Genomic DNA, 26169 nt, shown 5'->3' on the forward strand with positions numbered 1-26169 from the left:
ACTTTACGATAAAAAATGACCAAAAAACACCCTATATACATGTTTTTATTGCACTTGTTATTTACCCATGATGAGACTTATCTTAAATGCGTTCCGGCTAATTGATTCAAAATTACTATTAGGCTACTTTGACGAAATGTTAAAAATACGGGATAGATAAACATGTTGCTCTTAACGATATGCTTAGTTCTGATCGTGGTCGCTAGCTATGCGATTTACCGGCATTTCAAAACGCGCCGCAATAACACGCTCAGTTCTGACCGTCATAATAAAAAACACTAACGCGTATTTATTATTTTTAGTTAACCAACCGGTTGTCGGGTTTGTAACAGATATCTGTCCTATCAATCACCCACCGCCAAGGCCTCAGCATTTCGCTCCCCCAGCACCGCTTCCTGCGCGGCAACTACTGACGCGGCGCTGTAGATCAGTTACAATTATGCGCTGTTTTGTGGTTGGCCGCCGTTTCTCAACACGGCCAGTTAACCCGCATTGAATCCGGAGGGGCGCGGCCGCGTCCCTCGTTCGTCATTTAAGGTAACCCGGTGAATATTCAGGTTCTTCTTTCAGATAAAATCAGCCAGGCGCTGATTGCCGCAGGCGCGCCAGCCGATTGCGAAGCGCAGGTGCGCCAGTCCGCTAAGGCCCAGTTTGGTGATTATCAGGCAAACGGCGTGATGGCCGTGGCCAAAAAACTCGGCATGCCGCCGCGCCAATTGGCCGAAAAGGTCGTGCAACTGTTGGATCTTGGCGATATCGCCAGCAAAGTAGAAATTGCCGGCCCTGGCTTCATCAATATCTTCCTGAACGGCACATGGGTAGCTCAGCAGGCCGAACGTATCCTGGCCGCGCCGAAGCTTGGCATCACGCCGGTTGCACCGCAGACCATCGTGATCGATTACTCTGCGCCGAACGTGGCAAAAGAAATGCACGTCGGCCACCTGCGCTCCACCATCATTGGCGATGCCGCCGCCCGCACGCAGGAATTTCTCGGCCATAAAGTGATCCGCGCCAACCACGTCGGCGACTGGGGCACCCAGTTTGGTATGTTGATCGCCTATCTGGAAAAAATGCAAAACGAGAGCGCCAGCGATATGGAACTGGCGGATTTGGAACAGTTCTACCGCGAAGCCAAAAAACACTATGATGAAGACGCGGCCTTCGCAGAGCGTGCACGCGCCTATGTAGTGAAACTGCAGGGGGGCGATGACTACTGCCTGAAGATGTGGCGCAAGCTGGTGGACGTCACCATGGCGCAAAACCAGAAAACCTATAACCGCCTGAACGTCACGCTCACTGAAGATGACGTGATGGGCGAAAGCCTGTACAACGCGATGCTCCCAGGCATCGTCGCCGATCTGAAAGCCAAAGGGCTGGCGGTGGAAAGCGAAGGCGCCACCGTGGTATTCCTGGATGAATACAAAAACAAAGAAGGCGAACCGATGGGGGTCATCATCCAGAAAAAGGATGGCGGCTATCTGTACACCACCACCGATATCGCCTGCGCCAAATACCGCTACGAAACGCTGGGCGCCAATCGCGTGCTGTACTATATCGACTCACGCCAGCACCAGCACCTGATGCAGGCCTGGACCATCGTGCGCAAAGCCGGCTACGTGCCCGATTCAGTCTCGCTTGAACACCATATGTTCGGCATGATGTTAGGCAAAGACGGCAAGCCGTTTAAAACCCGCTCCGGCGGCACTGTTAAGCTGGCCGATCTGCTGGACGAAGCCGTTGAGCGCGCCGGCAGGCTTATCGCCGAGAAAAACCCGGATCTGCCGGCCGAAGAACTGCAGCAGTTGATCAATGCGGTTGGCATCGGCGCGGTGAAATATGCCGATCTATCAAAAAGCCGCACCACCGATTACATCTTCGACTGGGACAACATGCTGGCCTTTGAGGGCAATACCGCCCCTTACATGCAGTATGCCTATACCCGCGTCTCTTCGGTATTCAAACGCGCCGGCCTGGAAGAGAGCGATCTCACCCTGCCGATGCAGTTGAGCGAAAATCGTGAAATCGCTCTGGCGACCCGCCTGCTGCAGTTTGAAGAAACCATCACCACCGTGGCGCGTGAAGGCACCCCGCACGTGATGTGCGCCTACCTGTACGATCTGGCCGGCCTGTTCTCCGGTTTCTATGAGGACTGCCAAATCCTTAATGCAGAAAGCGAAGCCGTGCGCCAAAGCCGCCTGAAGCTGGCGCTGCTGACGGCGAAAACGCTGAAAACCGGCCTGGACACCTTGGGTATCGAAACCGTCGAACGCATGTAACCGCCGGCCCTGCGGCCGCCAGGTGTTAAAAAGCCCCCTTACCGTTGCCGATAAGGGGGCTTTTTTTAAACCGCTATGTTAAACACGGCAGGGAAATTCCCCCGCCCCGGCGCTCACTGCACAACGCGGCGCGCAAAATCGCGCGGGCGGAACCCCAGCACCCCGAGTACGCCGAAATACGCGACGATACCGGCAACCACCACGGCAGCCAGGCGCAACAGGCGCGCCAGCATCGAACCCTGATCCCAGGCCGGCATCACCCACATCAGCGCCACCAGCACCGCAGACATCACCAACACCGCGATCACCAGTTTGCCAAAGAACATGCCCCAGCCCGGCTGCGGCTGGAAAATCTTCTGCTTGCGCAATTGCCAATACAGCAGCGAGGCGTTCAAGCAGGCGGCCAGGCCGATGGACAGCGACAGCCCCGCATGTTTCAGCGGGCCGATGAACGCCAGGTTCATCACCTGGGTCATGATCAACGTGACGATGGCAATCCTGACCGGCGTTTTGATGTCCTGGCGCGAATAGAAACCGGGCGCCAATACTTTCACCACGATCAGCCCAATCAAGCCCACCGAATAGGCCACCAGCGCGCGCTGGGTCATCGCGGCATCAAACGCCGTGAATTTGCCGTACTGGAACAGCGATACCGTCAGCGGTTTCGCCAGGATGCCCAGCGCGATGGCGCTTGGCAGCGCCAGCAGGAAGCACAGGCGCAACCCCCAGTCCATCAGGCGCGAATACTCAGCCTGATTGCCGCTGGAAAAGCTCTTCGCCAGCGAAGGCAGCAGAATGGTGCCCAACGCCACGCCCAGCACGCCGGAGGGAAACTCCATCAGGCGATCGGCATAGTACATCCAGGAGACCGAGCCAGACACCAGGAACGAAGCAAAGATGGTATTGATAATCAGGGAGATCTGGCTGACCGACACGCCCAGAATTGCCGGCCCCATCTGGCGCATCACCCGCCACACACCGGCATCGCGCCACTTGATGCGCGGCAGCACCAGCATGCCGATTTTCTTCAAATGCGGCAGTTGGTAGAACAGTTGCAACAGGCCGCCGACCACCACCGCCCAGGCCAGCGCCATCACCGGCGGGTGGAAATACGGCGCGGCAAACAGCGCAAAGCCAATCATGCTGACGTTCAGCAGGGTTGGCGCAAACGCCGGGATAGAAAAACGGTTCCAGGTATTGAGGATCGCCCCCACCAATGAGGCCAACGAGATCAATAAAATATAAGGGAAAGTCACGCGCAGCAGCGCCGAAGTCAGCGCGAATTTATCGGGCGTATCGGTAAAGCCCGGCGCGGTGATGTAGATAACCCAGGGCGCCGCCGCCATGCCCAGCACGGTGACCAACGCCAGCACCAGCGTGAGCAGGCCGGAAACATAGGCAATGAAGGTACGCGTTGCCTCTTCGCCTTGCTGGCTTTTATATTCAGCCAGGATCGGCACGAACGCCTGAGAAAATGCCCCTTCGGCAAAAATACGCCGCAGCAGGTTGGGAAGTTTAAACGCCACAAAAAAGGCATCGGTTGCCATACCCGCGCCAAACACGCGCGCCACGATAGCATCGCGGGCAAAGCCCAGCACCCGTGAAAACATCGTCATGGAGCTTACGGCGGCCAGTGATTTTAATAGATTCATGTGGTTTTTCTGGTGTGTACTGAAAGATCAACGCCTGCAAGCTGCAGGCGCCAGTGAAGGATGCCGAGTCAGTTTACGCATCTGCAAAAGAATAGCTACCGCCATATGTTACATGGGGTTACCTTACACACCGGCTTCGCGCAGCAGCGTTTCGATCACCCGCTGGGCCATCAACGCCTGCTCGCCGCTGGTGTCCGGCGCCGTCTGATTACCGACCGCCGCAATAAAATGCTGGATGGCGCCGGTGAAGCCGCGCTGCGCCAGCGTGCTTTGCCAACCAGGCGCCGGTTGTTCGGTAATGCCGTGCTTATCCTCACGCAGCCACTGGCGCATGTCATTGATTTGATAGAGCGCGCCCTCGGTTACCGCCTGCACGCTTTCACGTTGGCTGCCTGCGCAGCGGTGCATACTGGTGGTCACCCACGCCTCGCCGCACTGAAAATGGTGTTCGGCATACAGCATTTCACCCGCCTTGTTGGTGCGCAGCGCCCCGCTCAGCCGTTTGCCTTCATTCCCCGCCAACCACAGCGCGGTATCGATCACATGCAGGTAATCATCCAGCAGGGTAAAACGCAGCTTTCCCGGGCCAACGCTGTCGGCCCGGTGCTTATCCATGCGGATAGCGGCCGGCGCCTGCATCTGCTGCTTTAGCTGCTGATACAGCGGCGCAAAACGGCGGTTAAAGCCCACCATCAGCCCTTTACCGCGCGCGGCGGCCAGTGCCAATAACTGCTCGCCCTGTTCGAGGGTTTCCGCCAGCGGTTTATCAACATACACATGTACGCCAAGATTCAGCAGCTCCTGCACGACGGGATAATGGCTGGCGGTGCTGCTGTGTACGAATACGGCATCGCACTGCCGCGCCAGCATATCCAGGCGCGGGAAGCACGCCATGCGATAGTTGTCGCACACTGCCTGCGCTTTATGCTGGTTAGGGGAAAAGCCACCGACCAGTTGCCAATCCGCCGCCTGGCTAAGCACCGGCAGATAGGCCTTTTGCGCGATATCGCCCAGCCCTACCACACCAATGCGTAACTTGCTCATGCATTCCCCCGCGCCAACAGTTGCGCCAGTTGCAGCTTCAACGCCGCAACATCGTCTTCCAGTTGGGCAACCCGCGCGCTTAATGTGCTATCGCCGCCGTCTTCCGCGGGCGGCGGCACATCGCTCGCAGCGCCGCTGAACAGGTGCATAAAACGGCTTTCCCGCTTGCCCGGCTCCCGCGCCAACCGCGCCACGAACGGCCCGTCTTCCCGTTCGGCCAGGGTGGACAATACTTGTTCAACTTCGCCGACGTCGCTAAATTCATACATCCGGTTGGTGCGGGTGCGCAACTCGCCCGGCGTCTGCGGCCCGCGCAACAGTAGCGCTGCGATCACCGCCACTTCAGCCGGCGAGAGCTTGAGCTGGCCAAATTCGGAATTGCAAAAGCGCTGTTCATATTTCACCACCCGGTTGCCAAAGCCGCTCAGCGTGCGCAGGAAATGGCGTTTTAGCAGCAAATCGATCACTTGCTGCACGTCCGTTTCAGCCATCTCCATCACCGGATCGCGGTTGGTCTTTTGGTTGCAGGCCAGCGTGATGGCATTCAACGACAGCGGGTACTGATCCGGTGTGGTGACCTGCTTTTCCAACAGGCAACCGATAACCCGGGCTTCCGGGGCGCTCAGTTCATATTTCATGTCAGCTCTCAGCGTGGCGGTAGCCACTCTTTATTGGTGTAGGCGGTCAAAACGTGATCCTGCCATTTACCGTCGATCAGCAGGTAATCCTTGGCATAGCCTTCGCGCTCGAAACCCAGGCGGGTGAGCAGCGCACCGCTACGCCGGTTATGCGGCATGTAGTTGGCCATAATGCGGTGCATACGCTGTTGGCGCAGCATGTAACGAATGGCGGCCTGCAAGGCTTCATACATCAGGCCTTGCCCTTGCCACTTTTCCCCCAGCGAATAGCCGAGAAAGCAAGCGTAAAACGAGCCGCGCAATACATTGCTGAAGTTAGCCACGCCGCGCACTTCCTGTTCATCAGGATCCAGCAAGATAAAGTAGTAGGCACTGCCCTGCTTTTGCATATCCGCAATCATCCCCAGGCGCGCTTGCCAGCCGGAAGGATAGCAGTGGCTTTCATCACGCACCGGCTCCCAGGGCTTGAGGAAGGCGCGATTTTCCGCGTAATAATCGGCCAGGCGGTAGGCATCCCGTTCATGGACTAAACGGACAACCAGCCTGTCGGTGGCAAGGCGTACTTTGGGTGATGCAGAGCGGTAGCCAAACATCATTTTCCTCGTGGTCTGAGCGATTCATTTAAAGAAAGGGCGTGCCCACCGGGGCTTCACCTTGCCGGTGCGGGCAAGATGAAAATAAAGAATATATACCCAAAATAATTCGAGTTGCAGGAAAGCCAACACACCAGCAACTTGAAGTATGAAGGGTATATTAATAGGTAATATACCCATAGCCGCCCCCACAGGTAAAACCCCCGGCGCTCAGGAAATCGCCATTCAGGCATTTTTCGTGATTTTTATGCATTTTCAGCGTGCTAGTCCGATTAAGCTAAAAAATATTCCCCCTACTCCCCTAGCCGAACAACGATATTGGGCGCAAAATAGCAGGATTATTCTCCTCCCTTCCTTCTTTAATTGTTGCTCGTGGTGAAGCATGTCTTTGGTCTCGCAAGCGCGGCGCTTGGGTAAAGGCTTTTTATTACTCGATAACCTGTTAGTGGTTTTAGGCTTTTTTGTCGTCTTTCCGCTTATTTCAATTCGTTTTGTCGATCAGCTCGGCTGGGCGGCCTTGGTGGTCGGTATTGCGCTGGGGCTGCGCCAACTGGTGCAGCAGGGATTAGGGGTGTTTGGCGGCGCAATCGCCGATCGCTTCGGCGCAAAACCGATGATTGTGAGCGGGATGCTGCTGCGCGCCGCGGGCTTTGCCACCATGGCGATGGCGGATAAACCCTGGCTGCTGTGGGCATCCTGCCTGCTTTCCGCCCTCGGCGGTACGCTGTTTGATCCGCCGCGCACCGCACTGGTCATCAAGCTGGTGCGCCCACGTGAACGCAGCCGTTTTTATTCCCTGCTGATGATGCAAGACAGCGCGGGCGCCGTGGTGGGCGCGTTGATCGGCAGTTGGCTATTGCAGTATGACTTCCACTTCGTTTGTTGGGCCGGCGCCGGGCTTTTCGTGCTCGCCGCCGGTTGCAACGCCTGGCTGCTGCCGGCGTACCGCATATCTACCGTGCGCGCACCGATGAAAGACGGCGTCATACGCGTGGTACGCGATCGCCGCTTCCTGACCTACGTGCTGACGCTAACCGGCTATTACATGCTGGCCGTGCAGGTAATGTTGATGTTGCCTATTGTGGTTAATGAAGTCAGTGGCTCGGCGGCGGCGGTGAAATGGATGTACGCTATCGAAGCCACGCTGTCGCTGACATTGCTCTACCCGTTGGCGCGCTGGAGCGAAAAGCACTTCCGGCTGGAACAGCGCCTGATGGCCGGCTTGCTGCTGATGACGTTGAGCCTGTTGCCTATCGGGCTGGTGACCCATTTGCAGGGGCTGTTTACCCTGATTTGTTGCTTCTATCTGGGTTCCATCATCGCCGAACCGGCGCGCGAAACCCTGAGCGCTGCGTTGGCAGACCCGCGATCGCGCGGCAGCTACATGGGGTTCAGCCGCCTGGGGCTGGCGCTTGGCGGGGCGCTGGGCTATGCCGGCGGCGGCTGGATGTATGATACCGGCCGCGCCCTGGGCATACCGGAAATGCCCTGGCTGATGCTGGGGATCGTCGGTTTCGCCACGTTAGCGGCGCTTTACCGGCAGTTCACGGTGCGCTCGGCCGCACCGGCGGTACTGCGCGGCCATTAAGCCCAGCCCCGCTCAGGGCCAAATAACCCACTATAAAATATGTAATTACCACACAAAACCGCTATCATTAGTAGATTATCTGGCAGCAACATTGCTCAACCACTGCGCAATGCCATAGTAACCATTGCTGTTACCTCAGTTACAGGAAAGGGAGCAAATATGAAACTCTTTATTTATGACCATTGCCCATTTTGCGTGAAGGCACGCATGATTTTTGGCTTAAAAAATTTGCCGGTCCGCCTGATTACCCTGCTGAACGACGATGAAACCACGCCAATGAATATGATCGGCAAAAAAATGGCGCCCATCCTGCAAAAGGACGATGGCACATACATGCCGGAAAGCATGGACATCGTGCATTACGTCGATCAACTTGACGGCAAACCGGTGCTGACCGGGCCAAGCAACCCGGCGATCGCCGATTGGCTGAATCAAACCGGCTACACCAATAAATTACTCTTGCCGCGTTTTGCTCATGCCGATTTCGAAGAGTTCGCCACCGACAGCGCGCGCCAATACTTCACCCACAAGAAAGAGGCCGCCATTGGCGACTTCGCGGCGCATTTAGCCAACAGCGCTGATTTGATCAACCAGCTTGAAGAAGATCTACAGCGCCTTTCCCCGCTGATCGTTTCCGCCGAGGCGGTAAACGGCGAGCTGTCCGACGATGATATTCACCTGTTCCCAACCTTGCGTTCATTGTCGATCGTCGCCGGCGTCACCTTACCGGCCAATGTGGAAGCCTATCGTAACCGCATGGCTGAACGCAGCGACATTCCACTGCTGTTGGATATGGAACAATAATCACCACGATGGGCAACGGCGGGTGCCGCCGGCATTGCACGTTGCCATCGCCTTCCCCCAGCGCCTGGTTTCAGCGTTTTCCGATAGGCTCCCGCCGCCATCTCACGCACGATTGTTCCCCCAACGGCCTGCCGTTTCGCCCGCGGGCGCCGCAGGGTATACTAAGCGGCTTTTTGCACCGACAGCTTGATGAGGCTTAAATGAAAAAGATTTTGATGGGCGTGGCAGCCCTGGTGTTCGCCGGCGCCACCGCCGGTTGCAACCAACTGACCCAGTACACGCTCAGCGAGCAGGAAGTAAACGACTACCTGCAAAAGCATAACGATTACCAAAAACAGATTGGGGTGCCAGGGCTGGTGGATGCCAACATCGTGCTAACCCAGTTGCAAAGCCAGATCGGCCGCAGCGAGCCGGGCAAGGTTACGCTGTCTGGCAATGCCAAAGTGAACATTACGTCGATCCTCGGCCCGCAGGAAGCCGATCTGCAACTGTCGCTGAAGGCACAGCCGGTTTACGATCGTGAGCAAGGCGCAGTGTACCTGAAAGACATGGAACTGACCGACTATAAAGTGCAGCCAGAAAAAATGGATACCGTGATGAAAGCATTAACGCCGTATCTGAACCAGTCATTGAAGAGCTATTTCAATCAGAAACCGGCCTATGTGCTAAACCCGGAAAACAGCAAAACCGAAGCGCTGGCAAGAAAACTGGCGAAGGGGCTGGAAGTGAAACCGGGTGAATTGGTGATCCCTTTTACCGACTAACTCACCGTTTGCCCCGCGACCACCAGCGGGGCAACGCCAAACGGGCGCGCTGTTGCGCCCGATGTTCAAATGCTTACTCTTCGTCCTGCTGATACTCCGCCAGTTCATCACGCATCGCCTGCAACGCTGCGCGCGTGATTTCGGCCAGCGTACGGTAAAAACCGCTGGTGGCGTGCGATTCCACCTTGCCGAGAAAACGGCCGCACCACGGCAACAGGTATTCATCAAACAAGGTAATCTGCGCCTGCGTTTCGTCTTCCTGGGATTGGTCCTCCAGCCAAGAGGCGGCCAACAGCAACAGGCCAAAATGGTCGGCCGGCGCGGGCGCCAGCGGCATGCCGCGCTGCTCTAAAAAAGCCCTGACCGGCGCTTCGTCTGCCCCTTCGACATAGGCGGAGCGGAATGGCGGCACGCTGCATTCGCTGCCCACGAACAGGGCGTTGAAATCCGCAGCCAGCAGCGACGGCTCACAGTCTTGCTGCAAGCGAGCCAACAGAGCGTCCTGTTCCAGTGGCCAGTTCTGCTGCAGCTTGCCCTCTTTAATCAGGGTGAACAGCGGAACCAGCAAAGGATCCTGCGGCTGGCGGTAAAACAGCGTCCCCAATACGCGGCAGACGATGGAAAATTCATTCATAATAGCGGCCTATTCAATAACGTAAAAAATTCGCGTGACGATGTCACAAATCCGCCAGTTCCGCAATTGCCGGTTTGCCGCGCTGCTCAAGAAAATTTAACAGGCGGCGAGGGCTAACGTTCAAAATACGCTCCTGCGGGAACCCCACCTCATCGATAACACGTTCACACTCCGCGAAGTTGCCCAATGAAAAGGCAATGTGTGAATCAGAGCCCAATGACAGCCAGCCGCCGGCATCGCGCACGGCAGCGGCGATCGCTCGGCAATTGGGCCCGCTGCCCTTGCGCGAATGAGTGAATGACGAGTTGTTCAGCTCCAGCGCCACGTTGTATTTAGCGGCGGCGGCGGCCACTTCGGCAATGTCGATCGGATAACGAGGATTTCCGGGGTGGCTTATGATATGCACGTTGCCCTGGGCCATGGTAGCGATCATCGCCTGAGTATTGGCCGCCTTATCCTGCGGCGCCAATACCGGCTCATGGAAGCCGGCAATGATCAGATCCAGCTCATTGAGCATCGGGCCGGTACAGTCGATATCCCCTTCCAGGTTCTTGATGTTGGCCTCAATGCCGCGCAGGATGCCCACACCATCCACCAGGCGCGGCCATACCCGCATATTCATAAAGTGCCAATAGTGCGGCGCATCCGCCATATCCGGGCCGTGATCGGTGATGGCAAATAGCGCGATCCCTTTGCGTTTGGCTTCGGCAATATAGTCATGCAACGTACTGTAGGCATGGGTGCTGGCGACGGTATGCATATGTAAATCAACGGGGTACATGGGCTCTCCTGTTTAATTGCCCGCAGTGCTTCGCGGGCCGTGCCGGCCCGGCTACGGGGTTTTGCCGTCAAAGACGGCGGCCGGGCGCGATGCAAAAAATGAACTCATCAATAGCCACGCAGGCGGTCAACCCTGCCAGCCGGCGCCTCGCCGGCTTCAAGCGCGCGAATGGCGGCCACTATTTGATCCATCGCCGGCTCCGGCAATGTCATAGCGGCAATATGCGGGGTTAGCGTGACACGCGGATGACGCCAAAACGGATGTTGCGCCGGCAGCGGTTCGGTGGCGAAAACATCCAGCACCGCCGCCGTGATCTGCCCGGATACCAACGCAGACAGTAAATCGTCTTCCACCAGATGGGCGCCGCGGGCGATGTTAATCAGGTAGGCGCCCGGCGCCAGTTGGGAAAATAGCGCACTATTCAGGATGCCGGCAGTGTGCGGCGTGTTGGGCAATAGATTGATCAGCAACTTTACGCCGTGCAGAAAAGCCGTTCGCTGTTCCTCACCCGCATAACTTGCCACCCCCGCAATCTGCTTGGGGCTGCGGCTCCAACAGCGCACGTTAAACCCCAATGCCGCCAATGCCTGCGCAACGCGTTTACCCAACACGCCCGCCCCCAGTATCCCCACGGTAAAATCAGCGTAGGTATGGGGCGCCAGCGGTTGCCAGCACCCCTGCTGTTGCTGCAGTTGGTATTCATCGAGGCGCCGGAAGTAGCGCAGCGCATAGCTCAACACATACTCCTGCATCTGCTGCGCCATGCCGGTATCCTCAAGCCGAAACAGCGGCACGCCCTCCGGCAGTAGGCCAGGGTTTTCCCGCTCTTGCTGCAAAATGGCGTCAACCCCGGCGCCTAATGAAAAGATGCCTTTCAACTGCGCCTGGCCCGCCAGCATGTCGAACGGCGGCCGCCACACCAGTGCGTAATCGGCCGGGCGCCGATCGCCGGACAGCCATTGGCGCACGTTAGCCTGCGGCAAACGCCGGGTTAACCCGGCAAACCAGATATCGGGATCGGTGGTGCGATCGTAGAAAATGATGTCCATAACCAGAATCTCTGCGCGTCGAATGCCTTTTAGCCTTCCCTGATTTCAGTACCAATGCAAGCACATTCATACCGGCCGGCATCAGTCAGCAGAACCCGCGTTGCTAAGCGGCCAGGACTCGAACAGGTAGCCATCAAAGTTGATGTCGTCGACGTCAGAAAACTCCAGCAGGCGGTTTTTCACGTTTTCCAGATGCTGCCACATGGCCAGCTTGGCGGCAGCGGGGTCTTTTTTCACCAGGGCAGAGAGAATTTGTTTGTGATCGGTCAACCATTCTTTGCGGTAATCGTTGTTGATCAGGCGGCTGTGCAGTTGCATCCACATCGGGTTATTTTCACGCCATGTCCAGGAATGCTTGAAAAGCTCCACCATCAGGCTGTTATGCGTCGCCTCGGCAATCGCCAGGTGGAACTGCATATCGCCGCTTTCCTTGCCGTTGTGCGCCAGTTCATACTCCTCAACCTGAAGCGCCTGACGCATTTTGATGATATCTTCCCGCGTGGCCTGCAGCGCGGCGAACTCCGCAATATTGCTTTCAAGCAGTTGGCGCGCCTGGAGCATTTCGAACGGGCCGGCATTATTGCTCTGCGCGTCGAGCGCCGCACCGGGCGCATGCTCAAGCGGGTTCTTCAGCAGGAAAATGCCCGCCCCGCGTTTGACTTCAATCAGCCCTTCTATTTCCAGCATGATCAACGCCTCGCGCACCACGGTGCGTGAAACGTTCAACGTCTCCGCCAACTCACGCTCCGGCGGCAGGCGCTGGCCGATGCGATACTGCTGTTGCGAAATCATTGAACGCAGTATGCCCCCGACCTCCTGATAAGGCCGCTGGAGCGCTGCCGCGGGTTGCGTGGTTATAGGCTGTATTTTCATCGTTGCTTTGCGCTGGGGCCGGCAGTGAAAAAAGTGGTGCAATTATGGCACGATTGGTCTGCCAATTACAGGCGCACGGCCAGATTACGCCCACCGTTTCTGTGGACGTGCCAACGCCCGGCCGTTAACTGGCAGGAGCAAAATAACGCGCCGCGTTGTTGAAACAAACATTCCGAATCAGTTCGCCCAGCATCGCGCTATCGTCGGGGATCTCCCCTTCTTCCGCCCACTGCCCAATCAGATTGCACAGGATGCGGCGGAAATATTCATGGCGAGTATACGAAAGGAAGCTGCGTGAATCCGTCAGCATACCGACAAACAGGCTCAACAGCCCCATCTGCGACAGCTGTTCCAACTGGCGCAGCATGCCGTCTTTCTGATCGTTAAACCACCAGCCTGAACCAAACTGCACCTTGCCGGCAACGCCTTCGCCCTGGAAGTTGCCTACCATCGTCGCCAGCACTTCGTTGTCGCGGGGGTTCAGGCAGTAGAGAATGGTTTTCGGCAGCTCATCGGTAACGTCCAGGCTATCGAGCAGGCGCGCCAGCGGCCAGGCGATCGTGCCGTCGCCAATCGAATCAAAACCGCTGTCCGGCCCCAGCAGCCGGAACATGCGCGTGTTGTTGTTGCGGATCGCCCCGATGTGCAGTTGCATTACCCAGCCGCGGGCGGCGTACTGGCGCCCCAGCCACACCAATACGGCGGTGGTAAACTGCGCAATTTCATCTTCACTCAGGCTCGCGCCGCCAAGGCGCTTGGCCAGAATCGCATCCAGGCGGCTATCGTCCGGCACCGGAGCAAAACGCAATTGTTCAATGCCATGATCGGCCGCCCGGCAGCCATGCGCCGTGAAGTGATCCAGGCGCTTGAGCAACGCGGCGCGCAAATCCTCAAACCGGCTGATGGCGGTATCCGCCGCCTGCTCCAATCTGTGGATATAGTCGGCAAAGCCATCCAGTTCAATTTTAAACACTTTGTCCGGCCGCCAACTGGGCAAAACCTCGATATCAAACTGGCCATCAGCGGCGATCTGGCGGTGATACTCCAGTGAATCGACCGGATCGTCCGTGGTGCCCACCATGCGCACGTTCATTTGCCGCATGATGCCGCGCGCAGAGAACGCCGGCTCCGCCAGCCGTTCGTTGCACTGATGCCAGATGCGATCGGCCGTCTGCGGCCCGAACAGGGTATCGGTAATGCCGAACGGCCGCCGCAGCTCCAGGTGCGTCCAGTGATACAGCGGGTTGCCCAGCGTCATCGGCACCGTATTCGCCCAAGCGAGGTATTTTTCATAATCGCTGGTTGCGTTGCCGGTAATCAGGGCTTCAGCCACGCCTGCAGCACGCAGTGCCCGCCATTTGTAGTGATCGCCGGCCAGCCAGATTTGCGCCAGGTTGTCGAAGCGACGATCTTCAGCAATCGCCTGCGGGCTTAGATGGCAGTGATAGTCATAAATCGGCATGCCAGCCGCGATGTCATGATACAACGCGCGGCCGGTGGCGTTTTTCAGCAGGAAGTCTTCTGTCATAAACCGTGCCATAACCTGTTCCTCTGCGTTTAAAGGGCTTCGACGGCGGCACGCGCACCGTCGCGCAATAACCGCTGATAGGCATCGGTGATTGCCGAGACAACCTCTGGGTTCTGCGATAAATCTGTGCCGAAGATGCCTTCAATGGCCAGCAACGCTTTTACCCGCGCCGCCGGTTCAGCATACCGTTGGTAAATGCGCTGGAACTCACCCGCCAACGGATCGACCACCTCAATGGCCGCGCCCTGCTCGTCCACGCCCCCGACATAACGCATCCAGGCGGCCACACCCAGAATCAGATGCCGGTAGCCGCCACCGTTCGCCAAATGGATACGCAACGGATCCAGCATGCGCTGCGGCAGTTTTTGGCTGCCGTCCATCGCGATCTGCCAGGTGCGGTGCCGCAGCGCCGGGTTGCTGAAGCGCTCAATCAACAGATGCGCATATTTAACCAGATCGGTGCCTTCCGGCATGGCGAGCGTCGGGGCCTGTTCATCGAGCATTAAGGCCAGCGCGGCCTTGCGATACGCCGGGTTCGTCATGGTCTCGGCGATGGTTTCGTAACCCCCCAGGTAGCCCAGATAGGCCAGGAACGAGTGGCTGCCGTTGAGCATGCGCAGCTTCATCATTTCGAACGGCACCACATCTTCGACAAACTGCGCGCCGACCGTATCCCAGGCCGGCCGGCCGTTGACGAAATTGTCTTCAATCACCCACTGGCGGAACGGCTCGCAGGCGATAGCACAGGGATCGTAAACGCCCAACTGGCTGGCGATGGTTTGCAAGGCTTGCTCCGTGGCCGCCGGCACAATGCGATCGACCATGGTGCAGGGAAAGCTCACCTGTTGCTCAATCCAGGCGGCCAGTGCCGGATCGCGTGCCTGCGCCAGCCCCAGTACGGCGGCGCGCGCTACGTGCCCGTTTTCGCGCACGTTGTCGCACGACATCACGGTAAACGCTTTTTCCCCTTTCAGGCGGCGAATATTCAGGGCTTCGACAATGTAGCCAATGGCGGATTTTGGTGCGGCAGGCTGGCTCAGATCGTGTTGAATCAGCGGGTTGGCCAGATCCAGCTGGCCGTTGGCGGCGTTGGTGCAGTAGCCTTTCTCGGTCACGGTTAACGAAACGATGGCGGTTTCCGGGCGCGCCATCGCCTGCAGGATCCCTGCGCAACCATCGAATTCCGGATGCAGCGCTTCTTTCATGGAACCGATGATTTTCAATTCCGTGCTCTTTTCGCCGCATTCGGCCACGGTATACAGCAGCGCTTGCGCCTTCAGGTTGGCGATCAGCGTGGCATCGTTGCCCGGCATCAGGTTCACTTCACAAATGCCCCAATCGCTGTCGGAACTTTCTAGCAGATGGTGGGTAAACAACGCTTGATGGGCGCGATGGAACGCGCCACACCCCAGATGAACAATGCGCGCCACCAGCCGCGATTTATCCCACCCAGGGCGGGCGACGGAAACCGGGCTATTGGCAAGATTTTTTTCCATGACGGACTCCTTTAAGTCCGCGGCCAGCAGTCAGGCCGCGGGGCGTGGGCTGCAGGGAGCCACACGCCGTGCCAAGCATCGTTAGTGGTTGAAATAAGCGCGGTGGATAGCCAGCTCCACCCCACGCACTTCCGCCAGCCCTTTCAAGCGGCCGATTGCCGAATAGCCTGGGTTGGTTTTCTTTTTAAGATCGTCGAGCATCTGGTGGCCGTGATCCGGGCGCATCGGGATCGGTTGCGTTTCGCCCAGCGCCTTGCGACGGTGCTCTTCTTCGGCAATGGCCTTCACTACATTGAACATGTCGACATCGCCATACAGATGCGCCGCCTCGTGGAAGCTGCGCGGGTTTTCTTCCCGTTTGGTGGCGCGCAGGTGCAGGAAATAAATACGCGGGCCAAAATGCTTGATCATCGCGACCAGATCGTTATCCGCGCGCACGCCATAGGAGCCGGTGCACATGGTGAAGCCATTGGCCGCGCTGGGTACCGTATCCGCCATCCACTGCATGTCTTCAGCCGTGGAGACAATGCGCGGCAAACCCAGGATCGGGCGCGGCGGATCGTCTGGGTGAACGGCCATACGGATACCCACTTCTTCCGCGACCGGAATGATGGCGCGCAGAAAATAGGCGAAAAACTCACGCAGTTTCGCTTTATCGATCCCTTCATAACGCGCCAACTGCGCGCGGAATTGATCCAAGGTATAGCCCTCTTCGGCACCGGGCAGGCCGGCGATGATATTGCCGGTGAGTTGCGTTTTCTCCGCTTCGGACATGGCGGCGAAACGGGCCTGCGCCTGGGCAATTTCTTCGGCGGTGTAGTCGGCTTCTGCGCCGGGGCGCTGCAAGATGTGCAGCTCGAAAACGGCAAACGCGATCTGATCAAAACGCAGCGCTTTTGAACCGTCCGGCAGGCCGTATGCCAGATCGGTACGGGTCCAGTCGAGGATCGGCATGAAGTTGTAGCACACGATACCAATGCCGCATTCGGCCAGGTTGCGCAGCGTTTGCTGGTAATTGGCGATCCAGCGCTCATACTGCCCGGACTGCGTCTTTATCTCTTCATGGATCGGCACGCTCTCTACCACGGCCCACTCCATCCCAGCCGCTTCCACTTCAGCCTTGCGCTTGCGGATCTCGTCCACCGGCCAGACTTCCCCGTTCGGGATATGGTGCAGCGCAGTGACAATGCCGGTGGCCCCTGCCTGCCGGGCATCGGCCAGGCTAACGGGATCGTTCGGTCCATACCAACGCCAGGTCTGCTTCATGCTGAATACCTCACAATAATGGTGATCGCCTTCCCTTTCTGATTGCGCCGCCGTTTGGCGGCCGGCAAAAAAGGGAGTTAACGGTGGCGGTTGCCCGGTACTATCCCCCGCCGTGGCCGGCGGACATTCGGATTGCAACATTGGTCAACCAATTTAGCGAAGATACTCAACCATTGAAAAATGTTAGTCAACCAAAATAACGCGGGCACCACGGCACGGCCGTCGCAACCCGCTTTATCTGTGACAAAGATCGCGTTTTAGCCACTTAGTCATACAACCCTTCCTCATTAACCGGGGTATGCGCGTGATCGGCTCGAATGCGCTTAACGGATTTCCCCACCGCCAGCGCGCCATGCAGTAACAGATTCCCGCTGGGCTGTGTGGGGCTGATAACGCGGCGCTGCAACATACGCACCGCTTCTTCCCCGAGTTCTTCACGCGGAACGTGCAGCGCGGTCAGCGGAATGTCATGAATCAGCGGTGAATTAAAGCCATCCATGCTCATCAGCGAGATATCCTGCGGCACGCGCAGCCCGGCATCCTGCAATGCCGCCGCCGCGCCGGCGGCGATAAAGTCGCCACCGGCCAGCAGCGCCGTGGGCCGCTCATCCGGTGGGCAGCCGCGCAAAAATTCGCTCACGGCCTGATAGCTTTCTGCTGCGCTGAACCCGGCGACCGGCAACAGATGGCGCTGCTCTTCAAATGCCAGGTTATGGGCCTTCATCGCCACTTTAATGCCCTGCAGCCGATGCTCCATAGTGTAACGCCGCAGGCAAAGCAGGCTCAGAATGTGGTGGTGGCCCAACTCATGCAAATAACCGGCGGCCGCCTCACCGATCGCCAGATGATCCGGCGCCACGCTGGGTAAACGCATCTTGCGATCGCGGCAATTAATCAGCACACAGGGCTTGCCTAAATCGGCCGCCAGCGCATGGATGTAACTGTCGTCGATACCAATCATCAGTACCGCCTCCGTCAGCGGATCGCGCGTTTTCTCCATAAACAATGCCGCATCGCTGTCGTACTCTTCTAATGCGCAATAGCGTACCCGCACTTCATAGGCGCGCAGCGCGCTGAGTATCCCCTGGATCACCTGGTAGTAAAAAACGTCGGTGCGCGCATCAAAAGCCCGTGCCGGCGCGAAAATCATCACCCCATTCAGCAGCAGCCGGCCATCGGCCAACTGATCCAATACACCCAATTCGCGGGCACAGGCCAATACCTTGCTTCTGGCTTTGTCGCTGGAATTGGCTTTGCCTGACAACACGCGGGAAACGGTACTGATCGAAAGCCCGGTTAGCAGGGCGATCTCTTTGATTTTTAACTTTCCGTTCATTTTGTGATCCAGTTCAAGTTTGAAAATGACAAAGTTTTCACGGCAAAAAAACTACGGTAATAAGCATTTCCCGCTCTTTTCCACACCGCCGCAGTCTGCCATGAAAAAACTTGCAAAAAAGTGCGTATCACCACGTTTTCAACTCATCTACTCTGAATTGGTAAACCAATTTACATAACTGGTATTTCAATTAGGGCCATCTAATTGACTGAATCTAGAGATAAAAAAAGATGCGCCACAGTGCCGGCTCTGTAGCGATTAAGGATCATCACGCAGCCAAATACGGTAGGTTCCAATGCCAGGGCCACCATTCAGCGGCTAGAAAATGAGGATATGACGGTGAATCTCAATATTGATAATGCTGCGGTTACAACGCAGGAAAAACGCAAAATCAGCAACTTACGTTGGTGGATACTGAGCCTTTTCCTGCTGGGGGTAACGGTAAACTATATTACGCGTAACTCACTGGGCATTCTGGCCCCGGAGCTGAAAGACAGCCTGGGGATGACAACTGAACAATACTCCTGGGTGGTGGGCGCCTTTCAATTGGCCTATACCCTTTTTCAACCGCTGTGTGGTTGGCTGATCGATGTTATCGGGCTCAAGCTCGGCTTTCTGATTTGCGCCAGTATCTGGGCGCTGATGTGTATGCTGCATGCCGGTGCCGGCAGTTGGTTCCAACTGGCCGTGCTGCGCTTCTTTATGGGCGCGGCTGAAGCCGCAGCGACACCGGCCAACGCCAAAACCCTGGGCGACTGGTTCCCGAAAAAAGAACGCCCGATCGCCGCAGGTTGGGCCGGCGTCGGCTTTTCCATCGGCGCCATGCTGGCCCCGCCGATTATCGTGATCGCACATATCAATTTTGGTTGGCAAGGCGCCTTCCTGTTCTCCGGCCTGCTGGCCATGTGCTGGGTGGTGTTGTGGTGGCTGTTCTACCACAGCCCGGAAAAGCACCCTAACCTGAGCCGCAATGAACTGGAATACATCAAACAGGATAACGAACCGGAACCGGTCAAACTTCCCTTTTTCACCGCGCTGAAGACGGTGTGCAAAAACAAACGTTTTTACGGCATCGCCATTCCCGCCTTTATGGCAGAACCGGCCTGGGCGGTCCTCAGCTTCTGGGTGCCGCTGTATCTAGCCAACGAACGCGGCATGGATCTTAAACAGATCGCCATGTTCGCCTGGCTGCCGTTCCTGGCCGCCGATCTGGGCAGCGTCGCCAGCGGTTATTTAACCCGGCTGTACGGCAGATTTTTCAGTGGGTCACGGGTTAATTCGATTATCGCCAGCTCGGTAACCGGCGCGTTCCTGATGATTTCCCTGGCGCTGGTGGCGTTCACCCGCGATCCCTACGTCACTATCTTGCTGATCTCCATCGGCGGCTTTGGCCACCAGGTGATCTCCTGCATGCTCAGCGCCCTGGTGGTGGAATCCTTTGATAAGGGCCAGATGGCGACGGTGAACGGCATGCGCGGTTCCTTTGCCTGGATTGCCAGCTTCCTGTTCTCGCTGCTGATTGGGCTGACCGCCGATACCATCGGCTATAACCCGCTATTTATCGCGATGGGGTTCTTTGACTTGATCGGCGCCATGTTCCTGATCGCCTTCATCGCCGAGCGCCGCAGCAAAGCGCGCAACGTTTAACTGTCTGAGTTGTTGGGGTAATCGTTTATGAAAATGTTGAAACACTGGGTACTGAATCAGCACACCACCGAGTTTGCCGAACTGAAAGTGGATGGGCAGCACCTGTTCCGCATTTACGTGCTGGAAGCGGATATGTTCCGTGTGCTGATCAAACGCCAGGGCGAACTGGCGCTGGATCGTACCTGGAGCATCGCGCCGCAGCAGGATGTTCCCTGGGAAGGGCGCTTGCGGGAAAGCTGCGCAGGGTTCAGCCTGCCGGGCTTTGCGCTGGAACCGTTAGGCAATGAATTGCGCCTGAGCAGCGAAAAACTGCGCGTCACCCTGCACCAACCGCTGTGGCTGGAGTGGGAATATCGCGATCAACAAGGCATATGGCAACCTCTGGCCGCCGATCGGCCCACCAGCGCCTATCTACTCAATCCGTTTGGCGACGGCGTTGAGCACTACCAGCGCCGTTACCCGCAGGAACGCTATTATGGCCTGGGGGAAAAGGCTGGGGATCTTAACCGCGCCGGCCGCCGCTATGAGTTCCGTAACCTGGACGCCATGGGCTACAACGCAGCCAGTACCGATCCGCTCTACAAGCATGTTCCCTTCACCATTACCCGGCGCGGCGAGGTCAGCTTTGGCCTGTTTTACGACAACCTGAGCACCACACGGCTCGATCTGGGCAACGAACTGGATAACTACCATCGGCCCTACCGCCGCTACCATGCCGAAGCCGGCGATCTGGATTACTATTTATTCCTCGGCCCGCGGGTGCTGGACGTCACCAAGCGCTTCGTGCGCCTGACGGGCAAAACGCTGTTCGGCCCCAAATGGAGCCTGGGCTACAGCGGCTCCACCATGCATTATACCGACGCGCCCGATGCGCAGCAGCAGTTGATGAAATTCATTGCGCTATGCCAACAGCATGATATTCCCTGCGACTCTTTCCAGCTCTCTTCCGGTTATACCTCGATCAACGATAAGCGTTATGTGTTCAACTGGAATTACGACAAAGTGCCGCAGCCCAAGGTGATGAGCCAGGCGTTCCACGATGCCGGGCTGAAACTGGCGGCCAATATCAAGCCCTGCCTGCTGCAGGATCACCCGATGTATCCGAAGGTCGCCGAGCAAAACCTGTTCATCCGCGATTCGCAACACGCCGCGCCGGAACGTTCGTGTTTTTGGGATGACGAAGGCTCGCATCTTGACTTCACCAACCCGGCAACGGTGGCCTGGTGGCAAGACAATGTCACAAAGCAACTGCTGGCCATGGGCATCGACGCCACCTGGAACGACAACAACGAATATGAGGTGTGGGACAGCGAAGCACGCTGCCACGGTTTCGGCAAGGAGATTGCCATCAAGCACATCCGCCCGGTGATGCCGTTGTTGATGATGCGCGCCTCGATGGAAGCGCAGCAGCGTTTTGCGCCGGAAAAACGGCCCTACCTGATCTCCCGTTCCGGCTGTGCCGGCATGCAACGTTATGTGCAAACCTGGAGCGGCGATAACCGCACCAGTTGGCAAACCCTGCGCTACAACATCCGCATGGGCGTCGGTATGAGCCTTTCCGGTTTGTACAACGTGGGCCACGACGTCGGCGGCTTCTCCGGCGACAAACCCGATGCCGAACTGTTTGTTCGCTGGGTGCAAAACGGCGTCATGCATCCGCGCTTTACTATCCACTCCTGGAATGACGATCATACCGTCAATGAACCCTGGATGTACCCGGCCGTCACGCCGGCTATTCGCGCGGCCATTGCGCTGCGCTACCGCATGCTGCCCTATTTCTATACCCTGCTGTGGCAAGCCAGCCATGACGACGAACCCATGCTGCGCCCCACTTTTCTGGATCACGAAAGTGACCATGTCACTTTTAACGAAACCGATGATTTTATGCTGGGGCGGGATCTGCTGGTGGCCAGCGTGATCGAACCTGGCCAACGCCAGCGCGCGGTGTATCTGCCACGCAATGCGTCTGGCTGGTACGACTTTTACAGCGGCGCATGGTTCAGCGGTGGGCAAACCATCACGCTGGACGCACCGCTTGAACGGCTGCCGCTGCTGGTCAGGGCCGGCGCGATGTTGCCGCTCTCTGGGCGCATCGCGCATGTTGAGCACCGGGCTGACGATCGCCGCGAGATGCTGCTGTTCCCACCGATGGGCAAAGGCCAGGACAGCGGTCTGCTGTTTGAAGACGACGGCGAATCCAACGGCTGGCAACAGGGTGACGCGCTGTGGCTGCGTTGGCACATCACCAGTGACAATCAACGTATTGATGTCCAGTTCCAGGCGGAAGGCAACTACCAGCCGGCATGGCGCACGCTCGACGTTCAACTGCCGGCCGGCGAGCAGCGCACGCTGTATATCAACGGGCAACAGCAATCCCGTTGGCAGCGGGAGTAAGCCGCTTACTGGGTGATACCGCCACCCCGGCAAGGTGCCCGCCGGGGTGGGTGCGCGTTACGGCGGAGAAATCGCTCGTGAAACCAACAAATTGCTGCAACTTTAGCTAAACGCGCACTGATTTGCGTGAAGAGTGTTGACGCTGGGATCAGTTTCTCCTACATTAGCGCCCGTCGAGAGTGGCTAGGCCGCTGCGGCAACAATATGGTGAGGTGTCCGAGTGGCTGAAGGAGCACGCCTGGAAAGTGTGTATACGCGAAAGCGTATCGAGGGTTCGAATCCCTCCCTCACCGCCATATTCAAAGAGAAAGCCTGAGCGCAAGTTCAGGCTTTTTTGCATTAGCCGACCAACTCTGAAAGCTGCATCAGCCGGCTGCACGCCACGTTGTTTTTTCCGGCGTGTTTTGCACAATATAAGGCTTCATCGGCAATTTCGACCGCTTTATCTATCCCCATCCCCGGCAAATACAGCGAAGCGCCAATTGATAAGGTGATGCAGATTTCTTCGCCTTCCGCAACGATAAACAGCGTATCCTGAACGTCCTGGCGAATGCGTTCCGCCACCGCGTGGACCACTTTGGGATCGTGGCTGGCGGTGATCACAATAAACTCTTCCCCACCATAGCGGCCGACAAAGTCTTCATTACGCACCCCATCCTGCAGCAGCCGTGCCACGCTGGCCAGCAGCATGTCACCCGAGATGTGGCCGTAGGTATCATTCACCATTTTGAAATTATCGAGATCGATAATCAGCAGCCCACAGGGCTTGCGCTGGGCGTGTTGCAGCATCATCTTATAATCCACGCTGGCGCGGTTGTTTATATGGGTCAGGCCGTCCAGAGTGGCTTTGTCGCGCATGGCAAAAAAGGTTTGGATATAGCGCTCCTTATAGCTCAGCGCATGGTAACAAACCACCAGGAAAAGCAACGAAACCGCCTGATACAGCAAAATATCCAGCCACTGTACGGCGACATTAACCTCATTGCTGACCACCGCAATACGATATAGCGCAATCAGGCCAATCGTGATGTAAAAAACGCGGTTCGATCTTTTCAGCCACACCTGCGTTAATAGCAACGGCATAAGAATGGAAGCGGTAAACAGGTTATCCACGGTCAAACCGCCGGTGAAAATGGCACAGAGCAAGAATGCGATCAGCCCACTCAATCCCCCGCCGAAAAACACCACCAGGATCATCGGCAACGCGGCAAAACTGTAATAAATGCTGGCGCTAAAAAACTGCCGATGCTGGCTGAGTACGATCATCGCCACGCCGGCAAAGATGCCGAACAGCACGCGGCGCCACCACTCCGAGTGGTAGGAAAACGGGGCTTTGTTACTTAACGCAAAATAACTGACCGACAATGTGGCGCAGGTAATACACACATCCCTGTATAAAGAAGGTATCAATACATCATAAATCATAAGCTCTCGGTTGGCCCCACGGATATAACGTTGTGCTTTGTGATTGTTGTCGTGGCATCTCTTTGTTCCGAGCGCACTGTCGCCCCATTGCTCTTGGGGCGTAGCCAGGTAATAGGTCAGCAGCGCAACGTGATTACCGGGCGAACTTTGCTATAGGCAGCGTTCAGGATAGTCGTTATTCGGCAAGATAGCAGGGAAAGCAGTATAAATATTGACGATAAGTTGCAATAAAAACCGAAATCCCTTGCCCATCTCCGGGTTGAGGCGTACCGCCGCAGTGGCTTTTGCAGCCGGATAACATCCCCGTGCGAAAAAGCAAAAGTATCACGGCCGGCGCGCCAAATGCCTGCGCTGCAATCCGCTTGACGCCTGGGTTGTTCCCTATCCCGCCGGAAGCGGCATGCACTTTTTCGCCTTATGCTCGCCAATACTGCGCTAACCCACAAAAGCAAAGGTAACAAAATAGTTACCTTCCGCAATCCCATGCCGGTTATAGCCCCAAAAAAAATAGCGAATTCTAAAAGTGGCGAAAATCTTATTTCGCACACCAATTGACATACATCTAGAAATCACTACGTAGAAAGGCGTATGCTGATAGGCAGCTATTCGAGACGGACCTCAGCTGGCCCGCCATTCCGTTCTCTTTTCCAGACTTGGTTTGCAGCTTAGATGAAAACGCACGAAATAAACGACATTCGTCCCTTCAGCGCATTAATTGATGCCTGCTGGCGGGAATCCTATTCCCTAAATCGCTTATTAAAAGATGCCATTGCCGGCGTTACCGTCGGTATTATCGCCATCCCATTGGCCATGGCGCTGGCGATTGCCAGTGGCGTCCCTCCGCAATACGGCCTGTATACTTCCGCCATCGCAGGGATTGTCATTGCGGTTATCGGCGGCTCACGCTTTAGCGTTTCCGGCCCCACCGCCGCCTTTGTGGTGATCCTGTTCCCGGTATCGCAACAGTTTGGCCTTTCGGGCCTGCTCATTGCCACTCTGCTTTCCGGGGTATTTTTGGTGATCATGGGCCTGGCACGTTTTGGCCGGCTGATTGAATACATTCCGCTGTCGGTCACACTGGGCTTTACTTCCGGTATCGCCATCACTATTGCGACAATGCAGATTAAAGACTTCTTTGGCCTGCAATTAACCGCCCTGCCGGAAAACTATATCGGCAAGGTCTATGCATTATTGCACGCCCTGCCCACGCTGGATTACGGCGATACGCTGATTGGCGTGGTGACGTTAGCGATCCTGATTTACTGGCCTAAGCTTGGCCTGCGCGTTCCCGGCCACCTGCCTGCGTTGCTGGCAGGTACGGCGGTGATGGGCGTATTGGCGATGTTTGACCATCACGTCGCCACCATTGGCTCGCGCTTTAGCTATATTCTGGCCGATGGCACCCACGGCCAGGGCATCCCACCGATCCTGCCGCAATTGGTTCTGCCGTGGGACATCCCCAACGCCGATGGCAAACACATGGCGTTAAGCTGGCAGACAGTTTCTGCCCTGCTGCCGGCGGCATTCTCGATGGCGGTGCTTGGCGCGATCGAATCCCTGCTGTGCGCGGTGGTGCTCGACGGCATGACTGGGAAAAAACACAACTCCAACACCGAACTGCTCGGCCAGGGCATCGGTAATATCATCGCGCCGTTTTTTGGCGGCATCACGGCCACTGCGGCCATCGCCCGTTCCGCCGCCAACGTGCGTGCCGGCGCGACATCGCCGATTTCCGCCGTTATCCACGCCTTATTAGTGCTGCTGGCGCTGCTGGTGCTGGCGCCGTGGCTCTCTTACCTGCCGCTGGCAGCCATGGCTTCCCTGCTGCTGATCGTGGCCTGGAACATGAGTGAAGCACACAAGGTGATTTATCTGCTTCGCCGCGCGCCGAAAGACGACATCCTGGTCATGCTGCTGTGCCTGACGCTGACCGTGTTGTTCGATATGGTGATCGCGATTACGGTGGGGATTGTGTTGGCATCACTGCTGTTTATGCGCCGCATTGCCCGAATGACGCGCCTGAGCACGATCAGCGAAGAACATCACCGCCTGGTGCTGCGTGTCAATGGGCCGCTGTTCTTCGCCGCTGCAGAACGCATCTTCAGCGAATTGCTGGCACGCAGCGAAAGCTATAAACAGATAGTCCTACAGTGGGATGCGGTGCCGGTGCTGGATGCCGGTGGCCTGCAGGCGTTGCAACGCTTTATCGAAACGCTGCCTGAAGGGAAACAATTGGTCATTACCGACATTCCTTTCCAGCCGCTCAAAACGCTGGCGCGCGCACGCGTTCAGCCGATTGAAGGGAAACTGGCTTTCTATGCCACGTTGCCGGAAGCCTTGAGCGCATTGGATCAGTAAACGCGGCCCGCCCGTGCGGGTGT

20 protein-coding genes and 1 tRNA gene are annotated in these 26169 nt (G+C 57.0%); 8 read left to right on the top strand and 13 right to left on the bottom strand.

The annotated features are described in order from the left end of the window. Positions 1–545 precede the first annotated feature (545 nt). Positions 546–2276, top strand: a complete 1731-nt coding sequence (gene argS, locus AC559G_RS23490) for an arginine--tRNA ligase (RefSeq protein WP_498915055.1) — start codon at positions 546–548, stop codon at positions 2274–2276. Positions 2277–2389: 113 nt separating this feature from the next. Here argS and murJ read toward each other — a convergent pair whose 3' ends face one another. From murJ to rimJ, 4 genes are all read right to left on the bottom strand, one after another. After that, positions 2390–3928, bottom strand: coding sequence for a murein biosynthesis integral membrane protein MurJ (gene murJ, locus AC559G_RS23495; protein ID WP_498915057.1), 1539 nt, complete (start codon positions 3926–3928; stop codon positions 2390–2392). 123 nt (positions 3929–4051) lie between these two features. Next, the gene (locus AC559G_RS23500) at positions 4052–4972 is read right to left on the bottom strand and encodes a Gfo/Idh/MocA family protein (protein WP_498915059.1); all 921 of its coding nucleotides are present in this window, start codon (positions 4970–4972) and stop codon (positions 4052–4054) included. Beyond that, positions 4969–5610 carry a YceH family protein gene (locus AC559G_RS23505; RefSeq protein ID WP_498915061.1) on the bottom strand — a complete coding sequence of 214 codons (642 nt, stop codon included), beginning with the start codon at positions 5608–5610 and terminating at the stop codon, positions 4969–4971. Before AC559G_RS23505 ends, AC559G_RS23500 begins: the two co-directional genes overlap by 4 nt. An 8-nt stretch (positions 5611–5618) precedes the next feature. Further along, positions 5619–6203 (bottom strand): ribosomal protein S5-alanine N-acetyltransferase, encoded by a 585-nt coding sequence (rimJ, locus tag AC559G_RS23510; RefSeq protein ID WP_095848856.1) that lies wholly within the window; start codon positions 6201–6203, stop codon positions 5619–5621. Positions 6204–6585: 382 nt separating this feature from the next. Here rimJ and mdtH point away from each other — a divergent pair, with 382 nt between their 5' ends. The 3 genes from mdtH (at position 6586) to AC559G_RS23525 (ending at position 9359) form a co-directional block, all read left to right on the top strand. Then, positions 6586–7791: an MFS transporter gene (mdtH, locus tag AC559G_RS23515; protein ID WP_498915063.1), complete on the top strand. Its 1206-nt coding sequence runs from the start codon at positions 6586–6588 to the stop codon at positions 7789–7791. 159 nt (positions 7792–7950) lie between these two features. Further along, positions 7951–8595: a glutaredoxin 2 gene (gene grxB, locus AC559G_RS23520; RefSeq protein WP_498915064.1), complete on the top strand. Its 645-nt coding sequence runs from the start codon at positions 7951–7953 to the stop codon at positions 8593–8595. A gap of 200 nt (positions 8596–8795) precedes the next feature. Further along, positions 8796–9359 (top strand): YceB family lipoprotein, encoded by a 564-nt coding sequence (locus AC559G_RS23525; protein WP_498915066.1) that lies wholly within the window; start codon positions 8796–8798, stop codon positions 9357–9359. A gap of 73 nt (positions 9360–9432) precedes the next feature. Here the strand turns inward: AC559G_RS23525 and AC559G_RS23530 are convergent, their stop codons facing one another. The 8 genes from AC559G_RS23530 to AC559G_RS23565 form a co-directional block, all read right to left on the bottom strand. Beyond that, on the bottom strand, positions 9433–9993 hold the full coding sequence (locus AC559G_RS23530) for a TorD/DmsD family molecular chaperone (RefSeq protein WP_498915068.1): 561 nt from the start codon (positions 9991–9993) through the stop codon (positions 9433–9435). Positions 9994–10036: 43 nt separating this feature from the next. After that, the gene (locus AC559G_RS23535; protein ID WP_498915070.1) at positions 10037–10774 is read right to left on the bottom strand and encodes a phosphatase; all 738 of its coding nucleotides are present in this window, start codon (positions 10772–10774) and stop codon (positions 10037–10039) included. Positions 10775–10881: 107 nt separating this feature from the next. Beyond that, positions 10882–11823 (bottom strand): Rossmann-fold NAD(P)-binding domain-containing protein, encoded by a 942-nt coding sequence (gene ghrA, locus AC559G_RS23540; RefSeq protein ID WP_498915072.1) that lies wholly within the window; start codon positions 11821–11823, stop codon positions 10882–10884. An 81-nt stretch (positions 11824–11904) separates the two neighbouring features. Continuing rightward, positions 11905–12696, bottom strand: coding sequence for a GntR family transcriptional regulator (locus AC559G_RS23545; RefSeq protein ID WP_498915073.1), 792 nt, complete (start codon positions 12694–12696; stop codon positions 11905–11907). A gap of 124 nt (positions 12697–12820) precedes the next feature. Continuing rightward, positions 12821–14236: a glucuronate isomerase gene (gene uxaC, locus AC559G_RS23550; protein WP_498915074.1), complete on the bottom strand. Its 1416-nt coding sequence runs from the start codon at positions 14234–14236 to the stop codon at positions 12821–12823. 17 nt (positions 14237–14253) lie between these two features. Next, entirely contained in the window at positions 14254–15720 is a 1467-nt protein-coding gene (locus tag AC559G_RS23555) for a fructuronate reductase (RefSeq protein ID WP_498915076.1), read from the bottom strand. 81 nt (positions 15721–15801) lie between these two features. Next, entirely contained in the window at positions 15802–16986 is a 1185-nt protein-coding gene (gene uxuA, locus AC559G_RS23560) for a mannonate dehydratase (RefSeq protein ID WP_095844562.1), read from the bottom strand. Positions 16987–17251: 265 nt separating this feature from the next. Next, positions 17252–18322: a LacI family DNA-binding transcriptional regulator gene (locus tag AC559G_RS23565; protein WP_498915078.1), complete on the bottom strand. Its 1071-nt coding sequence runs from the start codon at positions 18320–18322 to the stop codon at positions 17252–17254. A 339-nt stretch (positions 18323–18661) separates the two neighbouring features. On the opposite strand from AC559G_RS23565, the gene AC559G_RS23570 reads away from it, so the two are divergent. The 3 genes from AC559G_RS23570 (at position 18662) to AC559G_RS23580 (ending at position 22659) form a co-directional block, all read left to right on the top strand. Continuing rightward, entirely contained in the window at positions 18662–19969 is a 1308-nt protein-coding gene (locus tag AC559G_RS23570; RefSeq protein ID WP_498915080.1) for an MFS transporter, read from the top strand. 27 nt (positions 19970–19996) lie between these two features. Then, entirely contained in the window at positions 19997–22363 is a 2367-nt protein-coding gene (locus tag AC559G_RS23575; RefSeq protein WP_498915082.1) for a glycoside hydrolase family 31 protein, read from the top strand. A gap of 206 nt (positions 22364–22569) precedes the next feature. After that, positions 22570–22659 (top strand) — tRNA-Ser (locus AC559G_RS23580). A gap of 43 nt (positions 22660–22702) precedes the next feature. Here AC559G_RS23580 and AC559G_RS23585 read toward each other — a convergent pair. Further along, positions 22703–23788 carry a GGDEF domain-containing protein gene (locus AC559G_RS23585; RefSeq protein ID WP_498915084.1) on the bottom strand — a complete coding sequence of 362 codons (1086 nt, stop codon included), beginning with the start codon at positions 23786–23788 and terminating at the stop codon, positions 22703–22705. Between the two features lie 669 nt (positions 23789–24457). Here AC559G_RS23585 and dauA point away from each other — a divergent pair. Further along, positions 24458–26146: a C4-dicarboxylic acid transporter DauA gene (gene dauA / locus AC559G_RS23590; protein ID WP_498915085.1), complete on the top strand. Its 1689-nt coding sequence runs from the start codon at positions 24458–24460 to the stop codon at positions 26144–26146. Positions 26147–26169: the final 23 nt, after the last annotated feature.

Origin of the sequence: Gibbsiella greigii (assembly GCF_039540155.1) — a bacterium.
Taxonomy (GTDB): Bacteria; Pseudomonadota; Gammaproteobacteria; order Enterobacterales; family Enterobacteriaceae; genus Gibbsiella; species Gibbsiella quercinecans.

What these genes read in the sequence shown, in the direction of transcription:
- murJ (WP_498915057.1), bottom strand. Translation starts at nt 3,928, where the DNA reads ATGAATCTATTAAAATCACTGGCCGCCGTAAGCTCCATGACGATGTTT.
- AC559G_RS23500 (WP_498915059.1), bottom strand. Translation starts at nt 4,972, where the DNA reads ATGAGCAAGTTACGCATTGGTGTGGTAGGGCTGGGCGATATCGCGCAA.
- AC559G_RS23505 (WP_498915061.1), bottom strand. Translation starts at nt 5,610, where the DNA reads ATGAAATATGAACTGAGCGCCCCGGAAGCCCGGGTTATCGGTTGCCTG.
- rimJ (WP_095848856.1), bottom strand. Translation starts at nt 6,203, where the DNA reads ATGTTTGGCTACCGCTCTGCATCACCCAAAGTACGCCTTGCCACCGAC.
- mdtH (WP_498915063.1), top strand. Translation starts at nt 6,586, where the DNA reads ATGTCTTTGGTCTCGCAAGCGCGGCGCTTGGGTAAAGGCTTTTTATTA.
- grxB (WP_498915064.1), top strand. Translation starts at nt 7,951, where the DNA reads ATGAAACTCTTTATTTATGACCATTGCCCATTTTGCGTGAAGGCACGC.
- AC559G_RS23525 (WP_498915066.1), top strand. Translation starts at nt 8,796, where the DNA reads ATGAAAAAGATTTTGATGGGCGTGGCAGCCCTGGTGTTCGCCGGCGCC.
- AC559G_RS23530 (WP_498915068.1), bottom strand. Translation starts at nt 9,993, where the DNA reads ATGAATGAATTTTCCATCGTCTGCCGCGTATTGGGGACGCTGTTTTAC.
- AC559G_RS23535 (WP_498915070.1), bottom strand. Translation starts at nt 10,774, where the DNA reads ATGTACCCCGTTGATTTACATATGCATACCGTCGCCAGCACCCATGCC.
- ghrA (WP_498915072.1), bottom strand. Translation starts at nt 11,823, where the DNA reads ATGGACATCATTTTCTACGATCGCACCACCGATCCCGATATCTGGTTT.
- AC559G_RS23545 (WP_498915073.1), bottom strand. Translation starts at nt 12,696, where the DNA reads ATGAAAATACAGCCTATAACCACGCAACCCGCGGCAGCGCTCCAGCGG.
- uxaC (WP_498915074.1), bottom strand. Translation starts at nt 14,236, where the DNA reads ATGGCACGGTTTATGACAGAAGACTTCCTGCTGAAAAACGCCACCGGC.
- AC559G_RS23555 (WP_498915076.1), bottom strand. Translation starts at nt 15,720, where the DNA reads ATGGAAAAAAATCTTGCCAATAGCCCGGTTTCCGTCGCCCGCCCTGGG.
- uxuA (WP_095844562.1), bottom strand. Translation starts at nt 16,986, where the DNA reads ATGAAGCAGACCTGGCGTTGGTATGGACCGAACGATCCCGTTAGCCTG.
- AC559G_RS23565 (WP_498915078.1), bottom strand. Translation starts at nt 18,322, where the DNA reads ATGAACGGAAAGTTAAAAATCAAAGAGATCGCCCTGCTAACCGGGCTT.
- AC559G_RS23575 (WP_498915082.1), top strand. Translation starts at nt 19,997, where the DNA reads ATGAAAATGTTGAAACACTGGGTACTGAATCAGCACACCACCGAGTTT.
- AC559G_RS23585 (WP_498915084.1), bottom strand. Translation starts at nt 23,788, where the DNA reads ATGATTTATGATGTATTGATACCTTCTTTATACAGGGATGTGTGTATT.
- dauA (WP_498915085.1), top strand. Translation starts at nt 24,458, where the DNA reads ATGAAAACGCACGAAATAAACGACATTCGTCCCTTCAGCGCATTAATT.